General features: G+C 56.4%; 21 protein-coding genes. 2 read left to right on the plus strand and 19 right to left on the minus strand.

Features of this window, described 5'->3' with window-relative positions; translation table 11 throughout:
- Nucleotides 1–30: 30 nt before the first annotated feature.
- Complete coding sequence (locus AAIH70_RS26805; protein ID WP_132280046.1) at nucleotides 31–1,638, minus strand: tyrosine-protein kinase domain-containing protein; 1,608 nt, start codon at nucleotides 1,636–1,638, stop codon at nucleotides 31–33.
- A gap of 159 nt (nucleotides 1,639–1,797) precedes the next feature.
- Between AAIH70_RS26805 and AAIH70_RS26810 the strand changes: the two genes are divergently transcribed.
- Nucleotides 1,798–2,739 carry a hypothetical protein gene (locus AAIH70_RS26810; protein WP_132280050.1) on the plus strand — a complete coding sequence of 314 codons (942 nt, stop codon included), beginning with the start codon at nucleotides 1,798–1,800 and terminating at the stop codon, nucleotides 2,737–2,739.
- A gap of 254 nt (nucleotides 2,740–2,993) precedes the next feature.
- Here AAIH70_RS26810 and AAIH70_RS26815 read toward each other — a convergent pair whose 3' ends face one another.
- The 17 genes from AAIH70_RS26815 to AAIH70_RS26895 form a co-directional block, all read right to left on the minus strand.
- Nucleotides 2,994–3,794 carry a WecB/TagA/CpsF family glycosyltransferase gene (locus tag AAIH70_RS26815; protein ID WP_132280053.1) on the minus strand — a complete coding sequence of 267 codons (801 nt, stop codon included), beginning with the start codon at nucleotides 3,792–3,794 and terminating at the stop codon, nucleotides 2,994–2,996.
- 39 nt (nucleotides 3,795–3,833) lie between these two features.
- Nucleotides 3,834–4,634, minus strand: a complete 801-nt coding sequence (locus tag AAIH70_RS26820) for a helix-turn-helix domain-containing protein (protein WP_165932142.1) — start codon at nucleotides 4,632–4,634, stop codon at nucleotides 3,834–3,836.
- A gap of 274 nt (nucleotides 4,635–4,908) precedes the next feature.
- Nucleotides 4,909–6,120 carry a polysaccharide biosynthesis/export family protein gene (locus AAIH70_RS26825; protein WP_132280059.1) on the minus strand — a complete coding sequence of 404 codons (1,212 nt, stop codon included), beginning with the start codon at nucleotides 6,118–6,120 and terminating at the stop codon, nucleotides 4,909–4,911.
- Nucleotides 6,121–6,129: 9 nt separating this feature from the next.
- The gene (locus tag AAIH70_RS26830) at nucleotides 6,130–7,011 is read right to left on the minus strand and encodes a hypothetical protein (protein WP_132280062.1); all 882 of its coding nucleotides are present in this window, start codon (nucleotides 7,009–7,011) and stop codon (nucleotides 6,130–6,132) included.
- Nucleotides 7,008–7,967, minus strand: coding sequence for a glycosyltransferase family 2 protein (locus AAIH70_RS26835; RefSeq protein ID WP_165932143.1), 960 nt, complete (start codon nucleotides 7,965–7,967; stop codon nucleotides 7,008–7,010). The genes AAIH70_RS26830 and AAIH70_RS26835 overlap by 4 nt, the downstream gene beginning before the upstream one ends.
- Nucleotides 7,964–9,451: an oligosaccharide flippase family protein gene (locus AAIH70_RS26840; RefSeq protein ID WP_430036749.1), complete on the minus strand. Its 1,488-nt coding sequence runs from the start codon at nucleotides 9,449–9,451 to the stop codon at nucleotides 7,964–7,966. The genes AAIH70_RS26835 and AAIH70_RS26840 overlap by 4 nt, the downstream gene beginning before the upstream one ends.
- Before the next feature lie 7 nt (nucleotides 9,452–9,458).
- Nucleotides 9,459–10,556: a polysaccharide pyruvyl transferase family protein gene (locus tag AAIH70_RS26845; protein WP_165932144.1), complete on the minus strand. Its 1,098-nt coding sequence runs from the start codon at nucleotides 10,554–10,556 to the stop codon at nucleotides 9,459–9,461.
- A gap of 117 nt (nucleotides 10,557–10,673) precedes the next feature.
- Nucleotides 10,674–11,636 carry a UDP-glucuronic acid decarboxylase family protein gene (locus tag AAIH70_RS26850; protein WP_132280074.1) on the minus strand — a complete coding sequence of 321 codons (963 nt, stop codon included), beginning with the start codon at nucleotides 11,634–11,636 and terminating at the stop codon, nucleotides 10,674–10,676.
- Nucleotides 11,636–13,012, minus strand: coding sequence for a UDP-glucose dehydrogenase family protein (locus AAIH70_RS26855; protein WP_132280077.1), 1,377 nt, complete (start codon nucleotides 13,010–13,012; stop codon nucleotides 11,636–11,638). The genes AAIH70_RS26850 and AAIH70_RS26855 overlap by 1 nt, the downstream gene beginning before the upstream one ends.
- A 32-nt stretch (nucleotides 13,013–13,044) precedes the next feature.
- Nucleotides 13,045–13,704 (minus strand): sugar transferase, encoded by a 660-nt coding sequence (locus AAIH70_RS26860; protein ID WP_132280080.1) that lies wholly within the window; start codon nucleotides 13,702–13,704, stop codon nucleotides 13,045–13,047.
- A 333-nt stretch (nucleotides 13,705–14,037) separates the two neighbouring features.
- Complete coding sequence (locus tag AAIH70_RS26865; protein ID WP_132280083.1) at nucleotides 14,038–14,937, minus strand: DMT family transporter; 900 nt, start codon at nucleotides 14,935–14,937, stop codon at nucleotides 14,038–14,040.
- A gap of 236 nt (nucleotides 14,938–15,173) precedes the next feature.
- A complete protein-coding gene (uxaC, locus tag AAIH70_RS26870) occupies nucleotides 15,174–16,580 on the minus strand; it encodes a glucuronate isomerase (protein WP_132280086.1) in 1,407 nt (468 codons plus the stop codon).
- A 38-nt stretch (nucleotides 16,581–16,618) separates the two neighbouring features.
- Nucleotides 16,619–17,902, minus strand: a complete 1,284-nt coding sequence (locus AAIH70_RS26875) for a Gfo/Idh/MocA family oxidoreductase (RefSeq protein WP_132280089.1) — start codon at nucleotides 17,900–17,902, stop codon at nucleotides 16,619–16,621.
- A gap of 99 nt (nucleotides 17,903–18,001) precedes the next feature.
- A complete protein-coding gene (locus AAIH70_RS26880; RefSeq protein ID WP_132280092.1) occupies nucleotides 18,002–19,069 on the minus strand; it encodes an ABC transporter ATP-binding protein in 1,068 nt (355 codons plus the stop codon).
- Nucleotides 19,070–19,127: 58 nt separating this feature from the next.
- Nucleotides 19,128–19,982 carry a carbohydrate ABC transporter permease gene (locus AAIH70_RS26885; RefSeq protein ID WP_430036767.1) on the minus strand — a complete coding sequence of 285 codons (855 nt, stop codon included), beginning with the start codon at nucleotides 19,980–19,982 and terminating at the stop codon, nucleotides 19,128–19,130.
- A gap of 13 nt (nucleotides 19,983–19,995) precedes the next feature.
- Nucleotides 19,996–20,937 carry a carbohydrate ABC transporter permease gene (locus AAIH70_RS26890; RefSeq protein WP_132280098.1) on the minus strand — a complete coding sequence of 314 codons (942 nt, stop codon included), beginning with the start codon at nucleotides 20,935–20,937 and terminating at the stop codon, nucleotides 19,996–19,998.
- Nucleotides 20,937–22,229, minus strand: a complete 1,293-nt coding sequence (locus AAIH70_RS26895) for an ABC transporter substrate-binding protein (RefSeq protein WP_132280101.1) — start codon at nucleotides 22,227–22,229, stop codon at nucleotides 20,937–20,939. Before AAIH70_RS26895 ends, AAIH70_RS26890 begins: the two co-directional genes overlap by 1 nt.
- Nucleotides 22,230–22,405: 176 nt before the next feature.
- Between AAIH70_RS26895 and AAIH70_RS26900 the strand changes: the two genes are divergently transcribed.
- Nucleotides 22,406–23,326 carry a LysR family transcriptional regulator gene (locus AAIH70_RS26900; RefSeq protein ID WP_132280104.1) on the plus strand — a complete coding sequence of 307 codons (921 nt, stop codon included), beginning with the start codon at nucleotides 22,406–22,408 and terminating at the stop codon, nucleotides 23,324–23,326.
- Between the two features lie 330 nt (nucleotides 23,327–23,656).
- Here AAIH70_RS26900 and AAIH70_RS26905 read toward each other — a convergent pair whose 3' ends face one another.
- Nucleotides 23,657–24,628, minus strand: a complete 972-nt coding sequence (locus tag AAIH70_RS26905; protein WP_245519373.1) for a 3'-5' exonuclease — start codon at nucleotides 24,626–24,628, stop codon at nucleotides 23,657–23,659.
- Nucleotides 24,629–24,635 lie beyond the last annotated feature (7 nt).

Here is a 24,635-nt window from a genome sequence, read left to right on the forward strand (position 1 = left end):
GAGAACGGACGGATTTAAGTTGGTGACCGCTTAGAGATTGACGCCGTTGTTCAAGACGGTGCCAGATACCTTTTGTGCCACGTCGTCGATTTCTCGAAGTTTCTCGCGGATGTTTTCGGCCTCTTCGCCATGACCGACGACCAGCAGAAACACGTCAATCAACGGCGCGCTGGCGCGAACATCCGCATAGGGCGATATAGACGGCAGGTCGAAAATGATTGCATCGTATTCGCAGGTTGCCAGTGCCTCGCCAATCAACCGGCTCATTCGAGGCGTCCACATCAGGCCGGATTGGCTGCTGTATGATGTCGAGATGATTGGAAGTATGCCGAGCCCGTTGCTTTCGAAAATGCAATCACGCAGTGGCGCATCGCCCTTCAGGGCCTGAAGCAAGCCACCTGTGGCATGTGGCGCAAGCAATCTCGAAACGCTCGGATTATAAGGATTGGCATCGATCAAGAGAACCTTCTCTCCTGATTGAACCATAAGCATCGCCAACTGCACAGCGACAAGACTTTTACCACTCCCCTGTGCGCAGGACGTTACGCCGATCGTGCGAACCGTCTCACTCGGGTGTGACGACATGACGGCAAGTCTGCAATGATGGATAACGTGCGACAGCGCCGTGTTTCGGTTTTTGACGATGAACTCGAGGAAATCCCGACCGGATTTTGGGCGGCGCAAGGCGGCAACGCGGGGCAGGACGCCGTAACAGCTGAGCGGAACCGCGTTAACCAGATCGTCGCGGTTACGGATTCGGTTATTGGTGGCTTCGACCACTAATGCCAATCCCATGCCTGAACAGGCGCCGAACAGGAGAAAGGCACCGAAAATCACCTTGTCGCTCAAGCCCGACGCATAAGACGGTGGCTCGGCGCGTGCCAGCACTGACGTTGATGGACCGGCTTCCTGCACGCGCGGCCTCAACCAGGCGCTGGCAGATCTGGCATAATTCGCGCGCGCTTCTTGCTGCCCCCGCAGATAGACGTCGGCAATCGTATTGGCGATGAGGGACGCTTTTTGGGGATCGGCTGAACGAAAGCGGACCTCGATAATATGACTGAGGCCGATCCGATGAACGGATAGGGCTTTCTGGAAATTGTGAAGCGCCGTACGGCTGGCACTGGACGCCTCGTCGCCGCGAAGAAAGGCGAGACCCGAAAACATTGCAAGCCTGTTTCGCCAGGACGTTCCTGCCGGAACGAATTCCGGATCATCTGTCAACTTCAGCTGCGTGATGACGGCAAGAGCAGTCGGTTCGGACTTGAGAACCTCAACCTCGCTTTCCACGACACCATCCGTGACGGCGGATTCCGAATAGACGGCGTCTTGTTGCCGCAGCTGCATGGTTCGATAGTCGACATTGAACTGTACCAGTGCCGCGTAGCGCGGTGGCATCAGGATTGCCACCGCAATGCCAGCCGCTGCTGACAGCATGATGCAAATCAGGACGAGTTTCCAATGCTGCCTAATGATCTGCAGTTCCCGCGCAAATATTGGGGCAACTGGCGTCTGACCCAACAGCATTTCGTTCTGATATACCGGTCTGGCGGCGTAGTCTCTCTTGAGCATAGCACATCCAACTCTGCCTCTGGGGCCTGGTGATGGAAGGGGGCTGACAGCAGCTTCGCTATGCAATCCATTGCAGATTTTAAATCTTTGTTAAGTACACAAATAGGACTAGAACCTATTGGTTTATTGCCAAAAGCAAATATAGGGCCGATAGAAATATATGGAAAATCATAGGCACGTGGCATGGTGCTATCGTGCTATATCCATAATCCATATGGTGTCGATATGCACGAACAGATCGAGCCTATAAGCGGAAAATGCTCCGTTATACTTATGCCGATAGGCCCCAACAGCTCAATCAACAACATAAAAGACACGATCAATAGTATCGCGGCATTTTCAACACAGGGCTCGGTTCTCGTTCTGGTCGACGAGACCCGCAGCGGCCTGAAAAAAACGCAACTGTCCGACAGCATGGCAATCAGCATCTGTCGGGCCGAGCCGGCCACAGGATACTCGGTCAGAGGACGCCTCTACACGAACCTGTCAAAAGCCATCACAACCATCATCGAGAACTACGATTTTGATGTTCTTCTACGCATGGATGACGATGCGCTGATGATCGGCGAAGGCGCACAAAGCGACGCGGCAAGGGCTTTCTCTCTTGATCCGTCGATCGGCGCGCTGGGAAGCTTTCGACACACATGCCTCGGACATCGCCGGGATTTCAGGCCAGCAGCGCGGCGCCTGGCGTTTGAGAGTTCATGGCTGGGCATGATGAAATCCCCGCGTTTGGCCAGGCGCCTGCGTCAGATACGCAAGATTGCGCAGGCGAACGGTTACGAGCCGGGCGAGCACAGCCTCGGAGCGGCCTGTTTCTACAGCCACGCGGCACTTGTTGCCATGCTGGAGGGCGGGCTGCTGGGCTGCAAAGATCTGAGCACGACATCGCTATGTGATGACCAATTGTTTGGCTTGCTGGTCGTGGCTGCGGGATTTCGTTCGTCAGATTTTGCCGGAGACGGCTACCCTCTGGGTCTGACATGGCAGGGCCTGCCAGCCAGCCCGTCAAGACTGGTCCAGATGAACAAGAAGATTGTCCATTCCGTCAAAAGCCACAATGGTCGCGACGAGGCGAACTTAAGGGCGGACTTCGCCCGTATGCGCCAGACCAGCATGCTCGTTGCTAACGCACACGTGAGTCCCGCTCACCAGAGCAACCGATGAAAGATGAGCTTTCAAAACCAACCGCCATCCGCCCCTTGCAACCAGAAGGTGTCGATCGCCGCCTCTTCATTCTGACAGGGGTCTCGATCCTTTTTTCCGCACCTTTGGCCGAGGCGACGGATCCCCGGAACAACCCGCGCCCTGTATCCGCGGGTTACAACTTCGATGCAAACTGTATTCGGCTAAGCTGGCCACCACCACTGCATACCAGTCTTTAGTCAAAACACCGCGGAAAAGAGCCAAGGCTTTTGAAGTCAGGCCCGACCGATCACTTTACGGCGCCGGGACCAGATGAGCCTTCGGGCCAGAAGCAGCGGCTCCAGCAGGTAACGCCTGGAATAACGCCGCGGATCATTGGCCAGCCTGTAGAACCATTCGAGCCCCAGCCTGCCCCAAAATCTGGGCGGACGCTTTTGTCCACCTGTGAAATATTCGAAAAATGCACCCGAACAGATGGCGACACCATAGTTCAATTGGCCGGAGTAAAGTTGAAGAAACTCTTCCTGGCGCGGCATTCCCATCCCCACGATCAAAAGGTCCGGCTTGAAGGCATTGACGGCGCTGAGCGTCTCGGAGAGTTTTGACCCTGTCGTCGTGTCCGACATGTCGAAAAACCCATCCCATCCCCTGATCTGAAGCCCCGGAAACTCGCTACGAAAATACACGAGCCCCTTTTGGCAGATTTCGGGGGTGGATCCGATATATCCGACCGTCCAGCCTTCGCTTTCACAAAGCGCCAATGCGTCCAATGCCCAGTCCAGATATGTCAGACGATGGTAAGACTTGGCGCCAATTCCTCGTGCCTTCAACAGCCATACGATCGGCATTCCGTCGATATGCACGAAAGTGTTTTTTGCGTTGATCAGCGAGGCCATACCGGCCGAGTTTTCGAGGCAATGCAGTGCATGCAGATTAAGGTTGGCGATAATCGTTTTGGATCGTGTCGACAGACGATATTTCAGGAATTCCAGCAAGCTTACTTTGCTGAAGAGATCGACGGGCCATGAAAACAAATGGTGCCGCAAAGGCAAAGCCGGTTGATATTCGATTTCCATCACGCCCCCCTGGGAAAGGTATCGAACCGAGCAAGCCTTTTACGACAACAGAATCTCTGACGTGCAACGCCAGGCGGCACCGAAGAAAAGCATGAGCGATATAAATCCGGATCGGATTCCTGCGTTTGTGGCTTCTGTTCTATTCCTCACACCCAATTTCCGCAGAATGTGATGAATATGAATTCGGACTGTGTTCTCCGAAATTGCCATCTTATTTGCGATGACCTTGTTCTGCATCCCGGTCATCAGGAGGCGTAAAACTTGTTTTTCCCGCTCGGTCAGCGCGAACTCTCTCAAGCTGCCATTGGTGTAGCCTTCCGGACGAGGGCCGGCCGGTGGAACGTGCGCCACGCGCCCGAAGCCGCTACCATGCACGCCGTTGAGGACCAGAGACGGAAAGTTTTGATCAAGCTGTGTCCACGGCATGATCTCGCCGCCGGCATTTACCACACACAGAATAGCGGCACAGGTATCCGGGTTTGCGGTCACAGGAATAAAGCCATGAGGCTTGCCATAACGCGCCTTAAGAAGCACAGCGCTACTGTAAGCTTCACGCTCTTCGCTATCAAACACCGCTACAAAACGTGCGTCCGGAAATTCTATCTGAAGGTGATTTATCACGGAATCGGCATTATCTATCGACGTCAGGTCAAGTATTATTAGAAGATGCCGCGAATTTACTTCGCTTTTTCTTGGAAGATAATTCGAGTCTACCTTAGTCAGGGATCCGCATCCCTGGAACAAATCCATCAATGTTTTTGTCTTTTTGGCATCGCCGCGCAGGCCACTGCCAACCAGCAGTGACCATTTGGAGCTTTCAGCTGTTGAATCACACAACATATTCCCTCCATATCTCATCAATCTTCGTTAAAGGCCGATCTATGATGTAATGGGATATATTTAGCTTAAAAAAGCTAGATATCTACATATGATCAATTCGGACGACCATCAGTTTAAAATACAATACAGCTTTTCATTGTACATGATACACTTAATATAAAAATCATTAATACATTAAATTCTATCTAGTAAATTTGGACTATTTAATTAGTAATTGCGAATATAAGGGCAGCAATCGGGACGCACTCGAAAGAAAACCGAGTACAAGTCACGATTATTGGGAGATAGATGCAGCGACTATCTTCAAGACGTCCCCGGCCTTAACGGGATCGTTCTCGTTCGCAGAAATTTCGACAATGCCCTCGCCAGCAGCACGGACGATCCTGTAGGACGGCTGCTGCTGCATATCAGACGCCCATTCTCTATATGTCGCAGGAGCAGACACCAACGCTTCATTGACGAGCGCCTTTGCGGTTTTAAGCTTTGCCTGGGCCTGAGCTAGCTCGACCTCGGCATCATGCAATTCCTGCGCATCATCGCGCTCGCGACTGTCGACAAGATTACGTAACGATTGCTCACTCTGAGTTACACCTTGCTCCGCCCGTAAGACCAAGCTCAAAAGCTCCTCTTCCTCCCCCCGAATGTCGGCCAACAGGCGCTCCCGCTCCAGCGCGACAGACGAGGCGGTGGCTCCGGATGTGGCGAGCTTGTAATCGACATTGAGGCGAGCCTGCGTGGCGGCAACTTCGACCCCCTTCAATTTCACCCGCTCCCGCAACGACGCAACCTCCGCCCTGTACGTCTTCGCAAGCTTGCTCAGCGCATCGACCTGCCCAGAAAGCAGCTTTCGCTTGGCATTGAAGATCATTTGTTCCTGCTGAATGAAGCTATTCAACAGCGCGTTTTTGTCAGATTCGACGCGCACGACTTCCGGCTTGAACTCGGGAAAATCATTGCGCTCCGCATGAAGCCTCTGAATACGAAGGCGCAATTGTGCGGAACTGATCTGCAGCGTCTGGACAAGGCCCTCTGCATTGGTGGCATCACGCTCCAGCCGCAGAACATCGCCACCCGAGGGGCGATACAGCCCGCCTGCCGCCCCCAACGCCTTAAGCACGGTCATCCCGGGCTCGTAGGTGTAGCGTCCCGGCCGATCGACGTGTCCGACAACGTAATAGGGACGATACTCGACGATCTGGACCGTCACGCGGGGCGTTTCCCGCAGTTTTTCAGCTTGTGCCAAAGCCGCCGCGATCAGCGCGCCGGCCTCACCCGTCGAATGCCCTTCCACTTTGACATCTCCGATCAGTGGCGCACCGATCTCACCGGAGGGACCGACGGCAAAGGTTCCGCTCAGCCCCGGATACTCGTAGACGCTGATGCTGATTTTATCCTGCGCGCCAAGTCGGTAATCCTCTGCGGATGCCGGGCCGCAGATCGCGGCCCCGAGCGCCGTGGCTAGAAGCAACTTGCTGACAATGGGCATGATCGTCTCCTATGGTTGGGGATCAAAGTTCATGTGGGTTGTTGGAGAAGTTTGGTATCCGGGACTGCGGTAGCCCAGACCGACGGAGGTCGCGGGCGCGAAATCGCCATTTGGCGGCTTGCCTATGCGTATCCGGGCGGGCTGACCTTTGAGATCCATTACTCTCTGACTCAGGTCTGGCCACCAGACGTAAGTGCCTTGGGCATCCGCAGCGATTTCCATGCCTTGGCGGGGGGAGAAAAAGGTTCTCGGGTCCAGTCCATGCGGGACGTCACAATAAACCTCGCTGAAATAGAGAAGGTGGCGGGTGTCCGAAACCTCGGACATATTCTTGAAAAGGTAGATGAGACGTGCGCTCGGCTGCAATCCGTTCGCGGTATTGAGAGTGAAATTGCAGCGGCGGATATCGATCTTGCCACTGATGGCCACCGTCGGCCTGAGGTATAGCCCCTGGTAGTCGGTATCAGCGGTCAGGCAGTCGATCTTCAGATCGTGCAGCGAATAGTCCAGCTGGAAAACGTCGGCATGGATCTCGTCAAAACTTCCGCGGACATTCTCGACGCGGCAATTCTGGATATAGACATCCGGAAAAAGACTGTAAGGAGCAGCTTGACGATATGTGCCGCCGGCGGAAAAGGCATCCCCCGATCGCATCATGACAATGTGGCGCCCCTCGATGAAGATCGAATGCGAGACGTCTTTGTAACGCTCGGCAGCTCCCCCATCCCAATCCCATATCTGTTTGCCTCCAACATGATGAACATGTCGGCCGCCGACACATTGAAACGTTCCGTTTCGCACCTGCTCACTGGGCAGAAAGACGGCATCCGCGAGCGGATCGAGTTCCTGCCGGAAAAAACCAACTGGCAGTTGATAACGCGTTGGAGTCATTGTTTGAGACCACCATCCTCCAATGCAGGTGGGCGAAACCTTGCCTTAAGGCCCAACAATCCGTTGACGAGTGCCCGATAACCGGGGCCGGCAAGCAGGATCTGCCCGAGGATCCGTGGTGCGAGAGCCGGGCGATAGCAGCCAACGACGACAGCGATGCCGAAATAACCAAGGGCTTTCAGCTTCTCTCCGCGCAAGGCAAGCGCCCGCCCGACGTGCCAACCGCGATATCCGGCTATTGCTTGTCTGGTGGCGAGCGGTTCGATGAATTCCAGCCATTTCAGCAGATGTTCGGGACGCGGTATTGCGGATATTCTGGTTCCCGACGAGGCATCATTCCATAGTGCGCCTGGCTCCTCGATCATGACCAGCGGCACACCGCTTGCTGCCACGCGGACGGCAAAATCGGTATCCTGCGCGCACTGCAGCCAGTCGAGATACCGCACCGTTTGGGCGGTCTGAGTGGCGATGACCACCGTGCTGGTCTGAACGAACCCGGTATCGGTCATGAGGTAATCGCTGATATTCTCGCCTTTTCGGGGCGGCCGTGGCGGCTTGAGAAAGGTTCTCCCGTTGCCGCGATCGACGACAACCCGCGCATATACCAAGGCGGCTGGTGTTTGCATCAATGCCTTCATGCTGCGTTCCAAATGGCCGGCAAGAAACACGTCGTCGGAATCCAGCATTGCGACATAGTGGCCGTTTGCACTGTCGATACCGCGATTGCGCGCGACATTGGCGCCGGATTTCGGTTGTCGAATGCAGATGATGCGTGGATCGGATAACGCTGCCAAAATCTCCGGCCCGTTATCCGTCGATCCGTCATCGACGACGATGACCTCAAAATCCTGCATGGATTGGCTGAGAACGGAGGCGACCGCATCGGCAATCTTGTCTGCTCGATTGTGAAGCGGAATTACCACCGAAACCATGGGAGTATTGCGGGGATCACTCATGCGGCAGGGCCTCCCTTTAGGGTCAAATGTCGAAGAAATCCATTCAGTTGAGCCCGCAATCCTGCCGAGGTGCAGCGTTGATATGTGATCCACGCCACGAAAGCAGAACTGACCGTCAGCGCAAGCCATAGCGATATCATCGCGTAGCCGGACGTCGGCCCCTTACCAATCGCTTCAATGGCTGCGGTCACCCCCAGCATCACAGCGCCGCAAACGGCACCGGGGAGAATGCGTTCGAGTATTCGTCGCAAGGGAATGACGGAGTTTCTGCTGAACAGGACGAGCATCGCAACCAACCCGCACGATTGAGAAACGACATAAGCGCCTGCGATCATCGGCAGCCCGTGGGGCGCCGCCCAATAGATCGCGCCAATCACCACGACCATCTGGAGGACCTGAACGACTGCGCGTGAACGGATATGTCCCGCCGCTCTCGCGGCGCTGAGAAGAATACGGTCGACACCCCGTATAAAAAGAGTGATCGAGGCGATCTGCATCGGCAGAACAAGCTCTGTCCAGGCGGGGCCGAAAGCCAGTTCGATGGCGAAGGGCGCAATGCCTGCGGTGATTGCCGAGACGGGTATCGTTACCAGACTGACGATCTCTATGGTCAGCAAAGTAGTTTCCCTTGTCCGATCCATGGAGGCCCTGTGACGGGATAGAGTCGGCATCACAAGCTTGTCTATCGGTTGGACGAGGCATGTCAGTTGAAGCAGGATGATCTGATAGAAGCGCGTCCACAAACCGGCTGCGGCGGCCCCAAGGACAGCGCCGACCAGGGGCCTTTGCGCATACACGGTGATGATATTCGCCGCTTCTGCAATCGTCAGTGAAAAGCTTGACGAGACGATCCGGCGCAACTCGGCGATATTAGTTCTGAAGCCCAGGAAATCACGGCAGGCGAATAATAATCCCGCGGCCTGAATCAATGCACCGACCACTTGGCCGGCGACCAGAGCCCATACGCCCCACCCATGGTAGGCCAATGCAACCGCGAGGATCAGATTGCCAAACGTGGCGGCTGCCAGGTCGCAGATGGCGAGCGCCTTGAAAGCAAAAAGCCGCCTTCCGAAAGCCTCAAGCGTATTCAGCAGCACCTGCACGGGAATATAAAAAGAAAGTGCCACCAGAACAGCTGACAGTTCGCCACCGATCCGCTCCTGCATGACCGAGATCGCGATCAGATAAGCCAAGGTTACCGTGGCACTGACGACTAAACCCGCCAGCACTGCCGCAACCAGCGATTTTGAACCAACCTCGTCCAGGCAGATAAGGTTCGTGGGAATTCCCATCTGGGCAAATGTCGACAGGATCATCACGGCCGACATCGCGACACCATAATAGCCGAACACGGTCGGAGGCAGCAGCCACGAAAGAACCACCAAAGCCAATAGCCGTGACAGTATCTGCGAAAGGGCCTGAAACACTGTCCATGAAAGAGATTGACGCGCTGAGCGCAGAGGCAACGTGGCGTGATAATCCATGATCGCCTCAAGATCCAAACAGGGCTTCAGCCCTGTAACAAATCATCTGGCTAGCGTTGGTGAACGCAGCCTGTACGACCTTCTGCCGTATCATAAGACCGGCAATATCCGGCAGCGTCTCATCGTTGGGGTTGAGCCAATGATCTCCCAGGCCAAGATCGCCGAGCAGCCCAACAATCTTGACGTTGCTTTCTGGAAACAGAAGCCCGAGCGGAACTGCGCCGCAGGCACTTGCCAACAACAGGGCATGCAGCCTGTTGCTAACGATCAGATCGGCGCGACTGTAGATGTTTGTCAGCCTGTCAATGTTCTGCTCCTCGCTCATCACCGACCTGATCCTGCCGGCATAACGGTCCTTAAGATAGCGGGCAAACGCGTCGTCGAGGCCGACCTGCGCCACGAAATGAAGCGATACCGGACGGTTGACCGACACCGCGTCGATTACCTGATCCAGTTTCGTGACCAGCATCGCCCTATCCACCTGACCGAGATTGTCATCACGCAGGGACACCGCGATGTTGAAATGGTGATCAACTTTCGAGAAACCCTCGGTTGGATCAAGGGCAAGCGCGAAGTCTGGAAAATAGCCGCAGTTTCGAAAACCGTATGTTCTTGCCAGGTCCAGTGAGTTCGAATCGCGGATGCCGATATGGGCGTAGAACCGAGACATAAACGCTTCAAAGCGAAGTCGCCCCCTCGACATCCGCCCCAGCGATACCCCCAGGCGGACAATCCTGACGCCAGCAAGTGTCAGCATCAGCATCAACGCGCCGCGCAACATCACATCCCGGTCGAAGAAACCGCCTGGATCACCCGGAGTGAGGGCCAGGTACGGCCTCTCCGTTCGACTGAAGCGAGCCTTTGTACCCGCCAGAACGGCGCCAAGCCAAAGAGCAGGACGACTTTCGTAATGCAATTCCTGCGGCTCAAGGCGGAGCTGCTTTATGAAGGCCTCCGGCGCACCGGATTGGGCGACGCGAACTCTGCCCCAACGCCGCAAAACCTTCAGCAATTCACGATTGATGAGGGCATCGCCGGCATTTTCGTATTGGGTATTGGCAGAGAAAAAGAAAATGGCGCGCGGCAGCGCATTGTTCGCGACCAACCCCGGCCTCTCCAACAACACGGGGGAGACGGGACTGGAACCTTCAAACGGGGATGACCGATCCATCTTCATTTCGAGACGATGTCCTCTGCAGCGGTGCGTGGTCATGCAAATGGCCTAGGCCGCCTGAACATTTTCCGGTTGCTTGAGGATGTTGTCGAAGTAGAGGACCGTCTTTTCGAGGCCTTCGCGCAGAGCGGTCTTCGGCTCCCAACCAAGCGCCTGCCTCGCAAAGGAGATGTCCGGGCAACGCTGGCGGGGATCGTCCTCCGGTAGCGGCATGTTGACGATAGCCGACTTGCTTCCCGTCACCTCTATGACCAGTTCGGCAAGTTCGCGTATGGTGAACTCGACCGGATTACCGATATTCATGGGTCCAGTGACGGATGCACCGCTTTCGAAAAGTCGGAAAATGCCGTCGATCAGATCATCGACATAGCAGAAGGAGCGTGTCTGCCGACCATTGCCATAAATCGTGATGTTTTCGCCGCGCAGGGCCTGCATGATAAAATTCGAAACGACACGACCGTCATCCGGCCGCATATGCGGACCATAAGTATTGAATATACGCACGACCTTGACCGCAAGTCCGTGCTGCCGCTGATACTCGAAGGTCAGCGCCTCAGCGACGCGTTTTCCCTCATCGTAACATGCCCGCGGGCCGATCGGATTGACCATCCCACGATAGGTTTCGACCTGTGGGTGGACCTCGGGGTCGCCATATATTTCCGATGTCGACGCCTGAAAGAAGCTGGCCTTACTGGACTTTGCAAGTCCGAGCAGATTGAGCGTGCCTTGGAAATTGATCTTCAGGGTGCCGATACCGTTGGCCTGATAATCGGGCGGTGAAGCCGGGCAGGCAAAATTCATCACAGCATCGCACTTGCCGATATAGGCCTCGCGGACGTCGTGACCGATGAAATGAAACGCCTCATGATCCATCGACTGGCTGAGATTGCCCACACGCCCGGTGTGAAAATTATCGAGACCTGTCACCTGATACCCGCCAAGCAGGAGGCGATGCGCGAGGTGTGATCCGAGAAAGCCGGCGGCACCGGCCAGAACAACATGCTTTGCCATCACGCAACCTCCATCTCAACCGGAACATCGATCATGTGCTGCCCATTCGGCTTGCCCAGTCCGCAATAGGCTCCCGCGAAACGTTCCACGCTCTGCTTCGACATCACGTTCCGTAAATCGATCACGGTCTTGCCGCGGCTGTTTTCCATCAGCTCATTGAGATCGAGATCACGAAATTCCGGCCATTCCGTCAGAATGACCACCGCATCGGCATCTTTCGCCGCTTTGAAGACATCGGCTTCAATACGAATATCCGGCATCAGCAATTGTGCGTTCTCGCCTGCTATCGGATCATACCCGACCACCTGCGCACCAAGCCGAACAAGGCCCGGAACGATGACCAGCGCGGGAGAGTCCCGCATGTCGTCGGTATTGGCCTTGAAGGCCAGGCCGAGCACCGCAATACGTTTACCCTCCAGCCTTCCGCCGATTGCCTTGCGGATCTTGCTGATCATCATCAGTTTGTGCCGATGATTGGCCGCAATTACCGCCTCGACGATGGTGAGCGGGGAGTTATATTCGATCGCCGTTTTAACGAGCGCCTGCGTATCCTTGGGAAAGCACGAGCCACCATAGCCAGGTCCGGGCGTCAGGAAATCTCGCCCGATCCGAGCATCGGCACCGACACCGGCCACGACTTCGTCGATATCCGCTCCGGCCTCTTCGGCAAGCCTTGCCACCTCATTGATGAACGAGATCTTGGTCGCGAGAAAAGCGTTGGCAACGTATTTCACAAGCTCTGCCGTCTGCACCGAAGAGACCAGATGTACAGCGGCGCCCGCCTCCGCAATGGGCCGGTAAATCTCTTCAAGTGTCCGCCGAGCCTGTGCGTTGGAGGAACCGATGACGATCCGGTCAGGGTTCATGAAGTCCTTGATTGCCGCGCCTTCACGCAAAAATTCCGGGTTGGAGGAAATCGCAAATCCGGAACTGGGGATATAACGGCCGACGATTTGCTCGATCTCACTATTCGTGCCGACAGGAACCGTGGATTTTGTGACGAACAGGATTTGCTCGGGCCGGGATTGGCGCTGTATCGCCGCATGTCGGGCAATATCACCCACGGCCGCAAAAACGTAATCGAGGTTGGCGCCGCCATCGAGGGCAGATGCCGGCGTTCCGACACAAATGAAAAACACGCTGACATCGGCGTCGATTGCATCCTGGATCTGTGTTGTGAAGATCAGGCGGCCAGCATCCTGATTGCGGGCGACCAAATCCTCAAGCCCTGGCTCGTAGATCGGCATCTGCCCATCGCGAAGCTTGGCTATTTTATCCTCGTGGATATCCACACAGGTAACGTGATGCCCTATTTCCGCAAAGCATGCCCCCGATACGAGGCCGACGTAGCCGGTGCCAATGACACAGATTTTCATGCCAGCTCTCCAGTTGTTGGTTCAAGTCGCTTTTAGAAGGCGTTGGTACCCTTGATGACGCATGGAATGGTTGCGCAGAGAATGCCGAGATCGAGCGCGAGAGACTGATTTTCCACATAGGACCGGTCCGCCGCGATCCTTCGCTCCATGTCGCCCAGGCTGGCAGTTTCCCCGCGGCTACCCATGATCTGTGCAAGCCCCGTTATGCCGGGCTTGACACGAAAACGGTCACGGTAATGGTGAATCTGCCCTGCAAAATCGTCATCCAGCTTGAGCGGATGAGGACGCGGTCCGACCAGCGACATCGAGCCCAGAAAAACGTTGAAAAGCTGCGGCAGCTCATCGAGGCTGGTGGCGCGCAATATCTTTCCGAGAGGCGTTACCCGGGGATCGTCGCGGACGCATTGCGTGAACGTGCTCGGTTCGCGCGTAACGTACATCGTCCGATATTTATAGCATTTGAACGGGACACCACCCAAGCCGTAGCGGGCCTGAACGAACAATGCCGGACCGGGTGTGGTCAGCTTTACGGCGACGTAAAGCAGGGTCAGGAGTGGCAGTAGCGCCAAGATCGCGATTGCCGAAATAGCGAGATCTACCACACGTTTTATAGAAAATTCCGGGCGTTCGAACGGAGGATTGATCGTAGCTGAAGACATATTAGCCTCGATTGCCAATTCGAATTTCAGCAAATGCTGATTTTCGAAAATTAACCTGCCGTTAATTTTTCAGCTTCGAATGAATAGGTCAACGGACTAGATATCGTCAATTCTATCTATTTCAAACACTTTACTAGGCATTAACTTCTGAAAAAGAATTAATTCATAACTTTTACAGACACCACAAATTTCAATAAATAAAAATCCCGGAAACACACGGGAAATACATTAAAAAACGAAATACACCTCATAAGCAGTTTTTCCCGGCCAGATAGGACGATGGCAAACGTGATGAAATAGGCGGCTGTGTCGGATACGGCGCAGAAAAACGGGCATGATCGCATGCAAGCAGCCAATGCCGTTTGTCTAAAGCCCGTTCGAACTCAACAATCGCCTATTCGCCCGACGCTCCCAAACGACCAGAACCAGGCTGGATGCCACGATCAGCATGGCGCCTGCGAAAACATTTTCGGCCGGGATTTCTGCCCAAACCAGATACCCGAACACGAACGCCCAAATTAGTCCCGTATACTCAACGGAGGCCAAAGCTGACGCCGGTGCATACCTAAATCCCTCGTATACGAGATATTGCCCCACTGTTGCGACGATGCCGAGCGCAAGCATCAGCAGCCATCCCTCGGCATCCGGTGTTTTCCAAACCCACGGGAAAGACGCTGCGCAAGCAATGGCAAACAGAAAGCTTGTCGCATACATCTGGGCGAGCGTGGTTTCACTCCTGCTGACGAGACGGATCAGTATGGTGCTGAGAGCCCAGCAGAAACCCGCGGCAACGCACATCGCGGCCGGGAGAAAGCTTGCGGAGTTGCCCGGATTGGCGGCGATGAGAACGCCGACGAAACCGATGAGACAGGCAAGCCAGCGGCCTGGCCCGACGGTTTCCTTGAGGATGAAAATCGAGAGCACCATCACCATCACGGGTGCCGAAAAATACAGCGTCGTGAGCTCTGCCAGACCAAGCCACTTGGCCGCATTGAAAAACAACAGCCAGGCCGCCAACATCAACGCCGCACGCAAGACAATCGTAGACCTGTGAGGGCTTTTCAAGATGGAGGCGTGTCCACGGATGCGAGCCAGCACCCCGGCGATGAGAACGATGACGACACTTCGAAAGAATAGTATTTCGGGGACTTCGTAATCCGCCACGAGCCACTTCACGATGGCGTCCTGGAGGGCAAAGCAGCTGTATCCAGCCGAGGCCAAGGCGATACCGACGAGCGCCCTACCCTGCTCATTCACCTTAGACAATTCATACCCCTGCCCTCACACCCGGTCGGCCGATTCTGCCAACCTGCTGGTTATTGATCCCAAAAGCGAGCGCAGCGCAATGATGTCAACATGTGACACACAACCTGCAGGGGACGTGGCCATCACAGGCCGGAGCCGAAGCTGGGATCCGGCCTGAACATCGCGCCAGCGGCAGCCGATCTTCAGGACGAGGAGCCAAGCCTCATTCGAAAGCCGGACGCAAAAATGAAGTTTCCTTACATTTTATAGGATCGCTTGGCCAAACCATAGGCAAGATCATGGGCAACATCCAAAGCCTCATGCTCCCCGAGGCGGCCGGAGACAACCATGCTGGCGAGGAAGCCGCAATCCACACGCCTTGCGACATCATGGCGGGCGGGTATCGAGCAGAAGGCACGGGTATCGTCGTTGAAACCCACGGTATTGTAAAAGCCCGCCGTTTCGGTCACGGCTTCGCGATAACGCCGCATACCTTCGGGGCTGTCGTAGAACCACCACGCCGGTCCAATCCTCAGGCAGGGATAGGCCCCGGCCAGAGGTGCGAGTTCCCGCGAATATGCGGTCTCGTCCAATGTGAACAGGATAACTGTGAGGTCGTGCCGCATACCGACCGCATTCAACAATGGCTGAAGTGCGGTCACGTAATCGGTGCGACCGGGAATATCAAAACCCTTGTCACGGCCGAACATTGCCATCACGCTGGGCGAATGGTTGCGGCGCGAACCCGGATGGATCTGCAACACAAGGCCATCTTCCAGGCTCATCCGCGCCATCTCCGTCAGCATCTGGCCACGGAAGGCATCGGCTTCGGTGGCCGAACATGTACCTTTGAGAACCTTATGAAAGAGTGCTGCGGCTTCATCCTGCGGCATATCCTCGGTTCTCGCAGAAGGATGCCCGTGATCTGAGGATGTCGCGCCATATTGCTTGAAGAAAGCACGCCGGGCACGATGGGCGTCGAGATAGCCCGTCCATGTAGTCGTATCAAAGCCGGTCTGCTCGCCCATCAACATGATGTTTTCGGTAAAGCCCGCCATTTCCGGGTCGACAACATTGTCAGGCCGGTAGGCGGTAACGACACGTCCGTCCCATCCGCTTTCACGGATCATCTTATGCCAGCGCAGGTCATCTGTCGCTGCTTCCGTTGTGGCGATCGCCTCGATGTTGAAACGCTTGAACAGCGCGCGCGGCCGAAATTCCGGCTGCGAAAGGCAGGCCGAGATATGACCGTAATACCAGTCGGCCGTATCGGCATTCAGTCTCCGGTCGATGCCAAACACCTCCTGAAAGGAGTGATCCAGCCACAGGCGCGACGGCGTGCCGCGAAAGAGATGATAGTTCTCGGCGAACAGTCGCCAGATATTTCGGCCATCCGTTTCCACCGGCCCGCCATCGGCACGCGGTACGCCGAGATCGGCTATGCCGACACCCTGCGAGACCAGCATGCGGAAGACGTAATGATCCGGCGTGACGATCAACTGCGCCGGATCCGGAAATGCAGCATCTTCCGCATACCAGCGCGGATCGGTATGCCCGTGCGGGCTGATGATCGGCAGGTCGCGCACCTGATCGTAAAGCTCACGAGCAATACGTCTCGGGCGCTCTTCGGTCGGCAACAGTCGATCGTCATCCAGCAGTTTCATGGGGATTGCCTTTCCTGATTGCGTTTCAACGGGCCGGGTCAGAAATCGACCAGCTCTGACACTTCGACCGGCAAACCGGTCTGGAACGAACGGTTCGCGGCAAGACCGGTCAGGATCGACATGGCGCCATCGCGGAAATCCGCAGCAAAAGCAGCGCCAGAATTCGCACCGCCAAAGATATCGGCAAGCATGCGGTTGTCGCCGCCGCCATGCCCGCCCTCACCCATCGCCACGGGCACGACACGCGGCTCCCCATGCAGCGGAAAATGATAGAGCTGGATGCCCTTGGCAGCACCTTCCTTATCGGACGAACCACCGGCGTTGATGTAGGAGGTCTCGCGCACCATCAGTTCGATGCGTCCCTTCGAGCCGTTGAAGGCAACGTTGAACCCTTCCCAGGGTGCATAGGTGTTGAGCGAATAGGTCATCACCGTGCGGTTCCGGTAGCGGACCATGACCTGCATCGTATCTTCGATGCTGATGCCGTCGCCAAAAACGTTCTGATCGCGCTGGTAGCCGTCTTCATGCTCGGCATCCCAATAAAGCGCCTTCTGCACCGGGCTGTCGGTCAGGTCGATCGCAAACGGGTCGACCTTGGCCGCCTGAACTTCGGTGGTGCGGGTATAGGGCGTGAACAGGCCACGCTCCTCGGCATTGGCGCGGCCGTAAAACCGCAGGTCGCCCATACCGAACACGGTCTGCGGCTGGCTCTGTAGCCAGAAATTGACGAGGTCGAAATGGTGGGTTGATTTGTGCACCATCAGGCCGCCGCTATTGCGCTTGTCGCGGTGCCAGCGGCGGAAATAATCGGCGCCATGTTTAGTGTCGAGCAGCCACTCGAAATGCACGGAAAACACCTCGCCGATGCCCCCCGAGGCGATGATGTCGTGAACCGCAGCATTGTGCGGCGCGTAACGGTAGTTGAACGTCACCCGCACCGAGCGGCCGGTGCGCTTGGCTGTATCGATGATCTGCTGGCATTTGACGACATCCGTCGTCATCGGCTTTTCTGTGATGACGTCGCGACCGGCTTCGAGTGCAGCGATAATGTAGATGTGGTGCGTGCGGTCGATCGAGGTGACGATCACGACGTCTGCGCCGGTCTCTTCCAGCATGCGGCCAAAATCTTCCGCCTTGTAGGTGGGCAGGTGCTGATAGCCGAACTCCTCAACTAGAACCTTGTTGGTGTAGTCCATGCGGGTCTGGTTGGTATCGCACAGCGCCACCAGTTCACCATGCTCGCGGTAGTCGCGTGCGATGGCCTCGTAGAACATGCGGGCGCGGGCTCCGGTGCCGACAAGGACGTATTTCTTCTTGCTCATCGAATATCTCCTCTTCCGTTCACACCAAACCGTTCCGATCGACGATGCCGATCCGGCGGAACCATGTTTCTGATCATTTCATGAGAAGGATGCTTCGCCTTATCGGGGCAAAGCACGGCCTTCGCTATCGAATAGGTGGCAGTTCTTCGGATCGATCCGCAATGCGACACTCTCGCCCGAACGGCATGGCTGCTGGCCGGACAACATGACCGTCATCGCTTCCTGCTGAAAAGGTGGGAGGACATGCAGGACCGTGCTGCCGCCGAGATGTTCGACCAGCTCGATCCGCGCGTCGCAGATCACCTGACCGGGACCATCGCCGATATCGATATGTTCCGGCCGAATGCCGAGCGTCAGCGTTTTGCCCGTCAGTGCCCTGCCGGTCTCGATGCGGTTCCCGTTCAGAATGACGCCGGTCGCATCGGCAACGCTAACGCTGGCAAAATTCATCTTGGGCGACCCGATAAAGCCGGCGACAAACTGGTTCTCCGGGTTGTTGTAGAGTTCAAGCGGCGAGCCCGCCTGCATGACCTTGCCAGCTTTCAACACGACGATCTGGTCGGCCATGGTCATCGCCTCGACCTGATCATGCGTGACATAGATCATCGTATTGCCGAGCCGCTCATGCAGCTTGGTGATCTCGACGCGCATCTGCACGCGCAATTCCGCATCGAGATTGGAGAGCGGTTCGTCGAACAGAAAAATTTTCGGATCGCGCACGATCGAGCGACCGATGGCGACGCGCTGGCGCTGGCCACCGGAAAGCGCCTTGGGCTTGCGCTGGAGATAATCGGTGATCTGCAATGTTGCGGCCGCTTCCCGGACGCGGCGATCGATCTCTTCGCGTTTGTAGCCTGCCGTTTCCAGACCAAAAGCGAGGTTCTTGTAGACGCTCATATGCGGATAAAGCGCATAGGACTGGAACACCATGGCGATGCCGCGCTTCGAGGCGGCTACATCGTTCATGCGTTCACCGTCGATGAGAAGATCACCACCGGAAATCGTTTCCAGACCGGCGATCATGCGCAGCAGCGTGGACTTGCCGCAGCCGGAAGGGCCGACAAAGACGGTAAATGCGCCCGGCTTGATTTGGAGATCGATGCCCCGGATGACATCCAGTGCGCCGAAACGTTTTTCGACATTGTTGAGTGTGATAGTCGTAACCATTCGCGTATCCAAAATTCAGCCACCAGAGGACTGACCAAAAGGGGCTGGCCAAAGGGTTTCAGCGTTTCATGCCTGTCGTGGCGATACCTTCGATCAGCAGGCGCTGGAAAAACAGGAAGATCAGGAAGATCGGCACCAGCGACAGGACCGACATGGCAAACAGCTCGTTCCAGCTGGATGTGCCACTGGAGTCGATGAACGAGCGCAGGCCTAGCTGGACGGTGTAGTTGCGCATTTCGCTGATGTAGATTAGCGGCCCGAAGAAATCCTCCCAGGTCCAGATGAACGAGAAGATCGCAGCCGTTGCCAGAACCGGCATGGAAAGCGGCAGGATGATCTTCCAGTAAATGCGCCATGCGCTGCAGCCGTCCATGCGCGCCGCCTCATCGAGCTCCTTCGGGATGCCACGGAAAAACTGCACCATCAGGAAGATGAAGAAGGCATCGACGGCAAAATATTTGGGAAGGATCAGCGGCCACCACGTATTGACCCAGTCCAGACTGCGGAACAGCACATATTGCGGGATGAGCGTCACATGATAGGGCAGCATCAGCGTGCCGAGCATGAGCGCGAACCAGAATCCGCGCCCCCAGAATTGCAGTCGCGCAAAGGCATAGGCCACAAGTGATGCCGCCAGCACATTGCCGATGGTTGCCAGGACGGCAATGACCAGCGAGTTCAGGAAGAACTGCCCGAAATTGATCTGCAGCCCGAACCAGCCTTTCGGATAGGCCTCGACAGTGACCTGCGAGGGAATGAGCCCCGCATCGCCACCGAACAGTTCCGAGGCAGGCCGGAGAGAACCGGACAGCATCCACAGGATCGGGTAGATCATCACGAAGCAGATCGCGATCAGGATGACATGGCGGACAGTACCCGACAGTCTTGGATGCGAGGAACCATGCCCCGGCATTTCGTGCACAGCATCAGTCATCGTAATGCACCCAGTATTTCGTTGTCAGGAAGGAGATCGCGGTGAACACGGCGATGATGGCGACAAGCACCCAGGCGAGAGCCGAGGCATAGCCCATGCGGAAATAGCTAAAACCTTCCTGATAGAGATAAAGCGTATAGAACAGCGTCGAGTTGATCGGTCCGCCGGAACCGCCGGAGATGACGAAGGCAGGCGTAAATGCCTTGAAAGCCTCGATCACCTGGATGACCAGATTGAAGAAGATCACCGGCGACAGAAGCGGCAGAGTGATGCGCCAGAACTGCCGCGAGGGCGATGCGCCGTCGAGACTTGCCGCCTCATACATGTCGGTCGGGATCTGGCGCAGGCCGGCGAGAAAGATGATCATCGGCGAACCGAACTGCCACACGGACAGGACGACGAGCGTGTAGATCGAGTAATTCGGGTTTGAAATCCAGCTTGGACCGATAATGCCGAACTGCGCCAGAATGCCGTTGACCATGCCATCGGCTGCAAACAGCTGACGCCACAGGACGGCGATTGCGACCGAAGTGCCGAGTAGCGATGGTAGATAGAAAACCGCCCGATAGATCGGCAATCCGCGCATACCACGGTTCAGCACCATGGCGACAGCCAGCGCGAAGGCCAGCTTCAACGGCACGGATAAGGCGACATAGATCAGCGTCACCTTCATGGATGCCATGAACTTCGGATCTGCCGTGACCATGCGCACATAGTTCTGAGCGCCGATAAATTCCGGCGCGTTCAGAAGATCGAAGCGTGTGAACGACAGATAGAGCGATGCAAGCGCCGGTCCCAGCGTCAGGCAGAAGAAGCCTATCAGCCAGGGCGACAGAAACAGATAGCCCGCGCCGTTTCTTCTGATCGCCCCCATAAAGCGGCCCTCCGGCCGCCTCACGATGCTCGTCTCATGTAAATTCTGCACGGCCATCATCAGGCCCGCTTCAGGATGGCTGTTGCTTCATCCACCAGATTGGCGCCGGCCTGCTCGGGTGTGACGGCCTCGAACGACGCTTCCTGGCTGATGCGGATGAGCACGTCGTTGATTTCGCCCGCACCACGCGGCGGCGCCGGCGGCAAAGGTCCAACCAGCGGTGTGATGGCCGATACGAGTTCGACAACCTTGCGGGCGTTGGGGTTGAGGTCGGCCATGATGGCGTCGCGGATCGCCGGAGACGCAGGAACGCCGCGATCGAGACCGAGGATTTTTGCACCTTCCGGCTCTGCAATCAGGAAGTTGATCAGTTTCGCCGCGGCCTCCGGGCTCTTGGAACTGGAGGAGATCGCGAACAGCTGCGAAGGCTTGAGATATTGGCCCGGCTTTCCGCCGTCCTGTACCGGGGTGCCGGTCGCCGTCAGTTCCGCCGGGACGAGCTTCTGGCAGCCTTCGAACTGGTTGGAATGCACGAAATCGGTTGCCGAACGCCCATTGACGATCGGCGAGGTTTCCGGCGACTGCTTATAGAGCGCCTGCACATCGGCGGCCACGCAACTGCCGACCTTGCGCATTTCCGCCCAATAGGCGAACCAGCGGCCGGCATCGGCGGCGTCATAGGCCAGCGTGCCATCCGGATTGTAAAGCGCCTTGCCCTGCGTGCGCAGCCAGATTTCGAATAGGGTTTCCTGACCGCTGCCGTCTGCCGTGGCGCTCAGGCGCTTGTTCTTGTTACCCTTGCCGAAGGCGGCGCATTTTTCGGCAAAACCGTCCCATGTGGTCTTCAGATCCGGCACCTCGGCGCCCGCTTCACCCCATGCCTTCGCGTCGAAAACCAGTGCGAAAGCATTGACGCCGACATTCCCGCCATAAAGCTTGCCATCAACGGAGCAGCTGTCGAGATTGACCTTGCCAAAGTCCTCCAGCTTCAGCTGCTTGCCGAGATATTCATCCAGAGGACGGATCGCGCCGCGCCGCGCGTATTCGAACATGTAGCGGTAATCCATCTGTATGAAATCCGGTGCATTGCCGCCCGCAACCTGCGTGGCCAGACGCGCCCAATAATCATCCCAGCCCATGAATTCCGCCTGTATCGCGGTCTGCGGATTAGCCTGCTTGAAAAGCTCGATGGCAGCGTTGGTGCGCCGCGCGCGCTCGTCGCCACCCCACCAGATCATGCGGATATTTGCGGCTTCCTGCGCAGTCGCGCGAGTGCCTGAAAGCAACGGCAGTGTCATAGCTGCCAACCCGGCGCCGATGAAGCGGCGCCGACCAAAATGACTCATAGTCATGTCATCCTCCCGAGATGATATCCATCATGTCCGCGAATGCGAACGAGACAGGTTTCGCCGACAGAACCCCTCCTTGAGCGTGCCGACGATTCAGAGACTAGCGGTCACGGACCATATGGACAAATAGAATATTTCGGCCCAATCATAAAAATCCTTTATGACTCTGAGAGGTCGAGATGGATAAGGGGCTGGAACATTTCATAGCGGTGGCCGAGGCCGGAACCTTCATGGCAGCGGCGGAAATCCTGCATATTTCGCAGCCGGCCCTGAGCTACAATATCAAGCGGCTGGAACAGTCGCTGGGCGTCGAGCTGTTCTACCGCTCGGTGCGCGGCATCGAACTGACGCCCTATGGAGAGACGCTGTATAACAGCGCCATTTTCATGTCCCGCCTGCACACCAATGCGCTGGCGGCGATCGCAAGGCAGAAAGCCGAGCTCGAGGAGGGCATCAGCATCGGCACCGGCTATTCCACATGGATCCTGCTTTTGAAGGATTACGTGATCGAGCATTTCCAAAAACATCCGGCAGCGCCAATCAATGTGAGTATCGGCAACATGATGCGCTGTATGGACCAGTTGATCGCCGGTGACATCGCACTTTTTATGGGTCACCGTATCGATCATCTGAAGCCGGGGCTGGCTGTGGATTTCATTCCACTGGGGTTCGCGACCGATGGATATTTCGTCCGCAACGGCCACCCGCTTCTCAACCGCACGCATTCGATCGACGAGGTACGCGCGTATCCGACGACAATGGCCAACCCGACGGATGCCAGACAGAAACGCCTGACCTTGGGTACGGGAACACAGGATCTAGACGGGACTGGACACGCATTTGCATGCAATTCCATGGATGCCTGCATTGAGTTCGCGCTCAAAACAGACGCCGTGCTCATACACAGTGACGTATTGAAGGGGTATTTTTACCAAAAAGGGCTGCGGGAGGTAAAGATCGACAAACCAAGTCGACGTCGCCAGGCGGTGATGGGTTTTTATGTTCTGAGCGAGGGGCGGACAAAGCCTAAAATTCAGGAGATCATCAAATCCATTTCAGCCCGGGCCGAGGCGGCGGGACTGTTTCCGTCCGCGATTTGAATGCAAATCGCTTTGGCTTGCCAACAATGAAAAGAGGCCGGAGGCGTCACCTGCGCGCCTTTGGCAGAAACGAAAAAGCCTGCCGCGGGAGGAGGTGCGGCAGGCTTTTCGAAAAAGTTGAACAACGGCTGGGAGGAGGAGTGCCGCTGTTCTGCCAGGCTTCCCTTGGGAGGAGGAGTGGGTCGCCTGAAACACGAAGCTCTGCGGGAGGAGGTGCATCGCTTCGTTGGGATTGTTTATACAGGATTCCTGAGGCCGGGTTAGCGCCATCATCGCAGTCCAGCCATGCACTCCGCGCAGATCGGCAATCGTAACTGCTTATTTAAGCCGCTAAGCGCGGAAACGGTCGAAGGCGGTCAGGTGCCTTATTGGTGGATCCGCCTCCGGATAGCGGTAAATTTCCGTGCGGAGATAGTGAAGCTCATCCGCAAGATCTGGTTCATTGACCTCGATCCACCAGGATTTCGGGCGGCCCGCACTGCCGTCGGACCAGCGGTAACCGCGTGCCTTGAGGTGATCCTTGAGGTCGAAGGGGCTGTTTTCGGCAAAAATGCGAACGCGGGATCGCAGGCTTGCGCGGTAGAGCTCCGCGAATGGGGTTGAGGCATCACCGTCGGCCTGACGATCCAGCACTTCCAGAAGTGCAAAACAATCGTCGACCGCCCGGTGGCCATCGTGGAAATAACCCGCCTGCCCGACCAGATAACCGAGTTTTGTCCCCTCAAAACCGCGCGCAGACCAATCGACCTCTGCATTGGAACAGGCCCATGCCTTGTCGTAGAATGCCGAGGAGAATGCCTCGCAGAACGGGCGATCAAACCCCGCATTGTGGGCGATGATGAGATCGGCTGGCGCGATCAAGGCACGCACGGCCTCCATGTCGATCATCTGGCCGGCAACCATTTCGTCTGTGATACCGGTCAGCCTCGTGATTTCGGCTGGAATTGATTTTCCGGGTTGCTGCAGGCCGCCATAAATGCCTGTCACGTCGCCGATCGTGCCCTGTTCGTCAAAGGTGAAGGTGATCATGCCGATCTCTATGATCTCTTCCGTCAGATGGTTGAGACCGGTGGTTTCGGTATCCAGAATGATGCCCTTCAGCGGGAATTCAGGGCGAATGGCGGCCGCGATTTTACGCGGCTCGATTTTCTCCAAAATCCGATAACGGCCGGTGACTGAAAGATGCGTAACCATCTCGCCCTCAGTCATAGTGTGGCCTGTTACCCGTTTGGGCGACTGCTGGGTTGCACCACGGGCAACCGCGGGCAGATCATTGGAAAACATATCGAATTGGGTCGGCAAGCCTGGC

This window comes from Neorhizobium sp. BT27B, assembly GCF_050455485.1.
Classification (GTDB): domain Bacteria; phylum Pseudomonadota; class Alphaproteobacteria; order Rhizobiales; family Rhizobiaceae; genus Neorhizobium.

What these genes read in the sequence shown, in the direction of transcription:
- AAIH70_RS26895 (WP_132280101.1), bottom strand. Translation starts at nt 22,229, where the DNA reads ATGACTATGAGTCATTTTGGTCGGCGCCGCTTCATCGGCGCCGGGTTG.
- AAIH70_RS26880 (WP_132280092.1), bottom strand. Translation starts at nt 19,069, where the DNA reads ATGGTTACGACTATCACACTCAACAATGTCGAAAAACGTTTCGGCGCA.
- AAIH70_RS26830 (WP_132280062.1), bottom strand. Translation starts at nt 7,011, where the DNA reads ATGACTCCAACGCGTTATCAACTGCCAGTTGGTTTTTTCCGGCAGGAA.
- AAIH70_RS26840 (WP_430036749.1), bottom strand. Translation starts at nt 9,451, where the DNA reads ATGGATTATCACGCCACGTTGCCTCTGCGCTCAGCGCGTCAATCTCTT.
- AAIH70_RS26810 (WP_132280050.1), top strand. Translation starts at nt 1,798, where the DNA reads ATGCACGAACAGATCGAGCCTATAAGCGGAAAATGCTCCGTTATACTT.
- AAIH70_RS26875 (WP_132280089.1), bottom strand. Translation starts at nt 17,902, where the DNA reads ATGAGCAAGAAGAAATACGTCCTTGTCGGCACCGGAGCCCGCGCCCGC.
- AAIH70_RS26890 (WP_132280098.1), bottom strand. Translation starts at nt 20,937, where the DNA reads ATGATGGCCGTGCAGAATTTACATGAGACGAGCATCGTGAGGCGGCCG.
- AAIH70_RS26850 (WP_132280074.1), bottom strand. Translation starts at nt 11,636, where the DNA reads ATGGCAAAGCATGTTGTTCTGGCCGGTGCCGCCGGCTTTCTCGGATCA.
- uxaC (WP_132280086.1), bottom strand. Translation starts at nt 16,580, where the DNA reads ATGAAACTGCTGGATGACGATCGACTGTTGCCGACCGAAGAGCGCCCG.
- AAIH70_RS26820 (WP_165932142.1), bottom strand. Translation starts at nt 4,634, where the DNA reads ATGTTGTGTGATTCAACAGCTGAAAGCTCCAAATGGTCACTGCTGGTT.
- AAIH70_RS26885 (WP_430036767.1), bottom strand. Translation starts at nt 19,982, where the DNA reads ATGCCGGGGCATGGTTCCTCGCATCCAAGACTGTCGGGTACTGTCCGC.
- AAIH70_RS26900 (WP_132280104.1), top strand. Translation starts at nt 22,406, where the DNA reads ATGGATAAGGGGCTGGAACATTTCATAGCGGTGGCCGAGGCCGGAACC.
- AAIH70_RS26825 (WP_132280059.1), bottom strand. Translation starts at nt 6,120, where the DNA reads ATGCCCATTGTCAGCAAGTTGCTTCTAGCCACGGCGCTCGGGGCCGCG.
- AAIH70_RS26835 (WP_165932143.1), bottom strand. Translation starts at nt 7,967, where the DNA reads ATGAGTGATCCCCGCAATACTCCCATGGTTTCGGTGGTAATTCCGCTT.
- AAIH70_RS26855 (WP_132280077.1), bottom strand. Translation starts at nt 13,012, where the DNA reads ATGAAAATCTGTGTCATTGGCACCGGCTACGTCGGCCTCGTATCGGGG.
- AAIH70_RS26815 (WP_132280053.1), bottom strand. Translation starts at nt 3,794, where the DNA reads ATGGAAATCGAATATCAACCGGCTTTGCCTTTGCGGCACCATTTGTTT.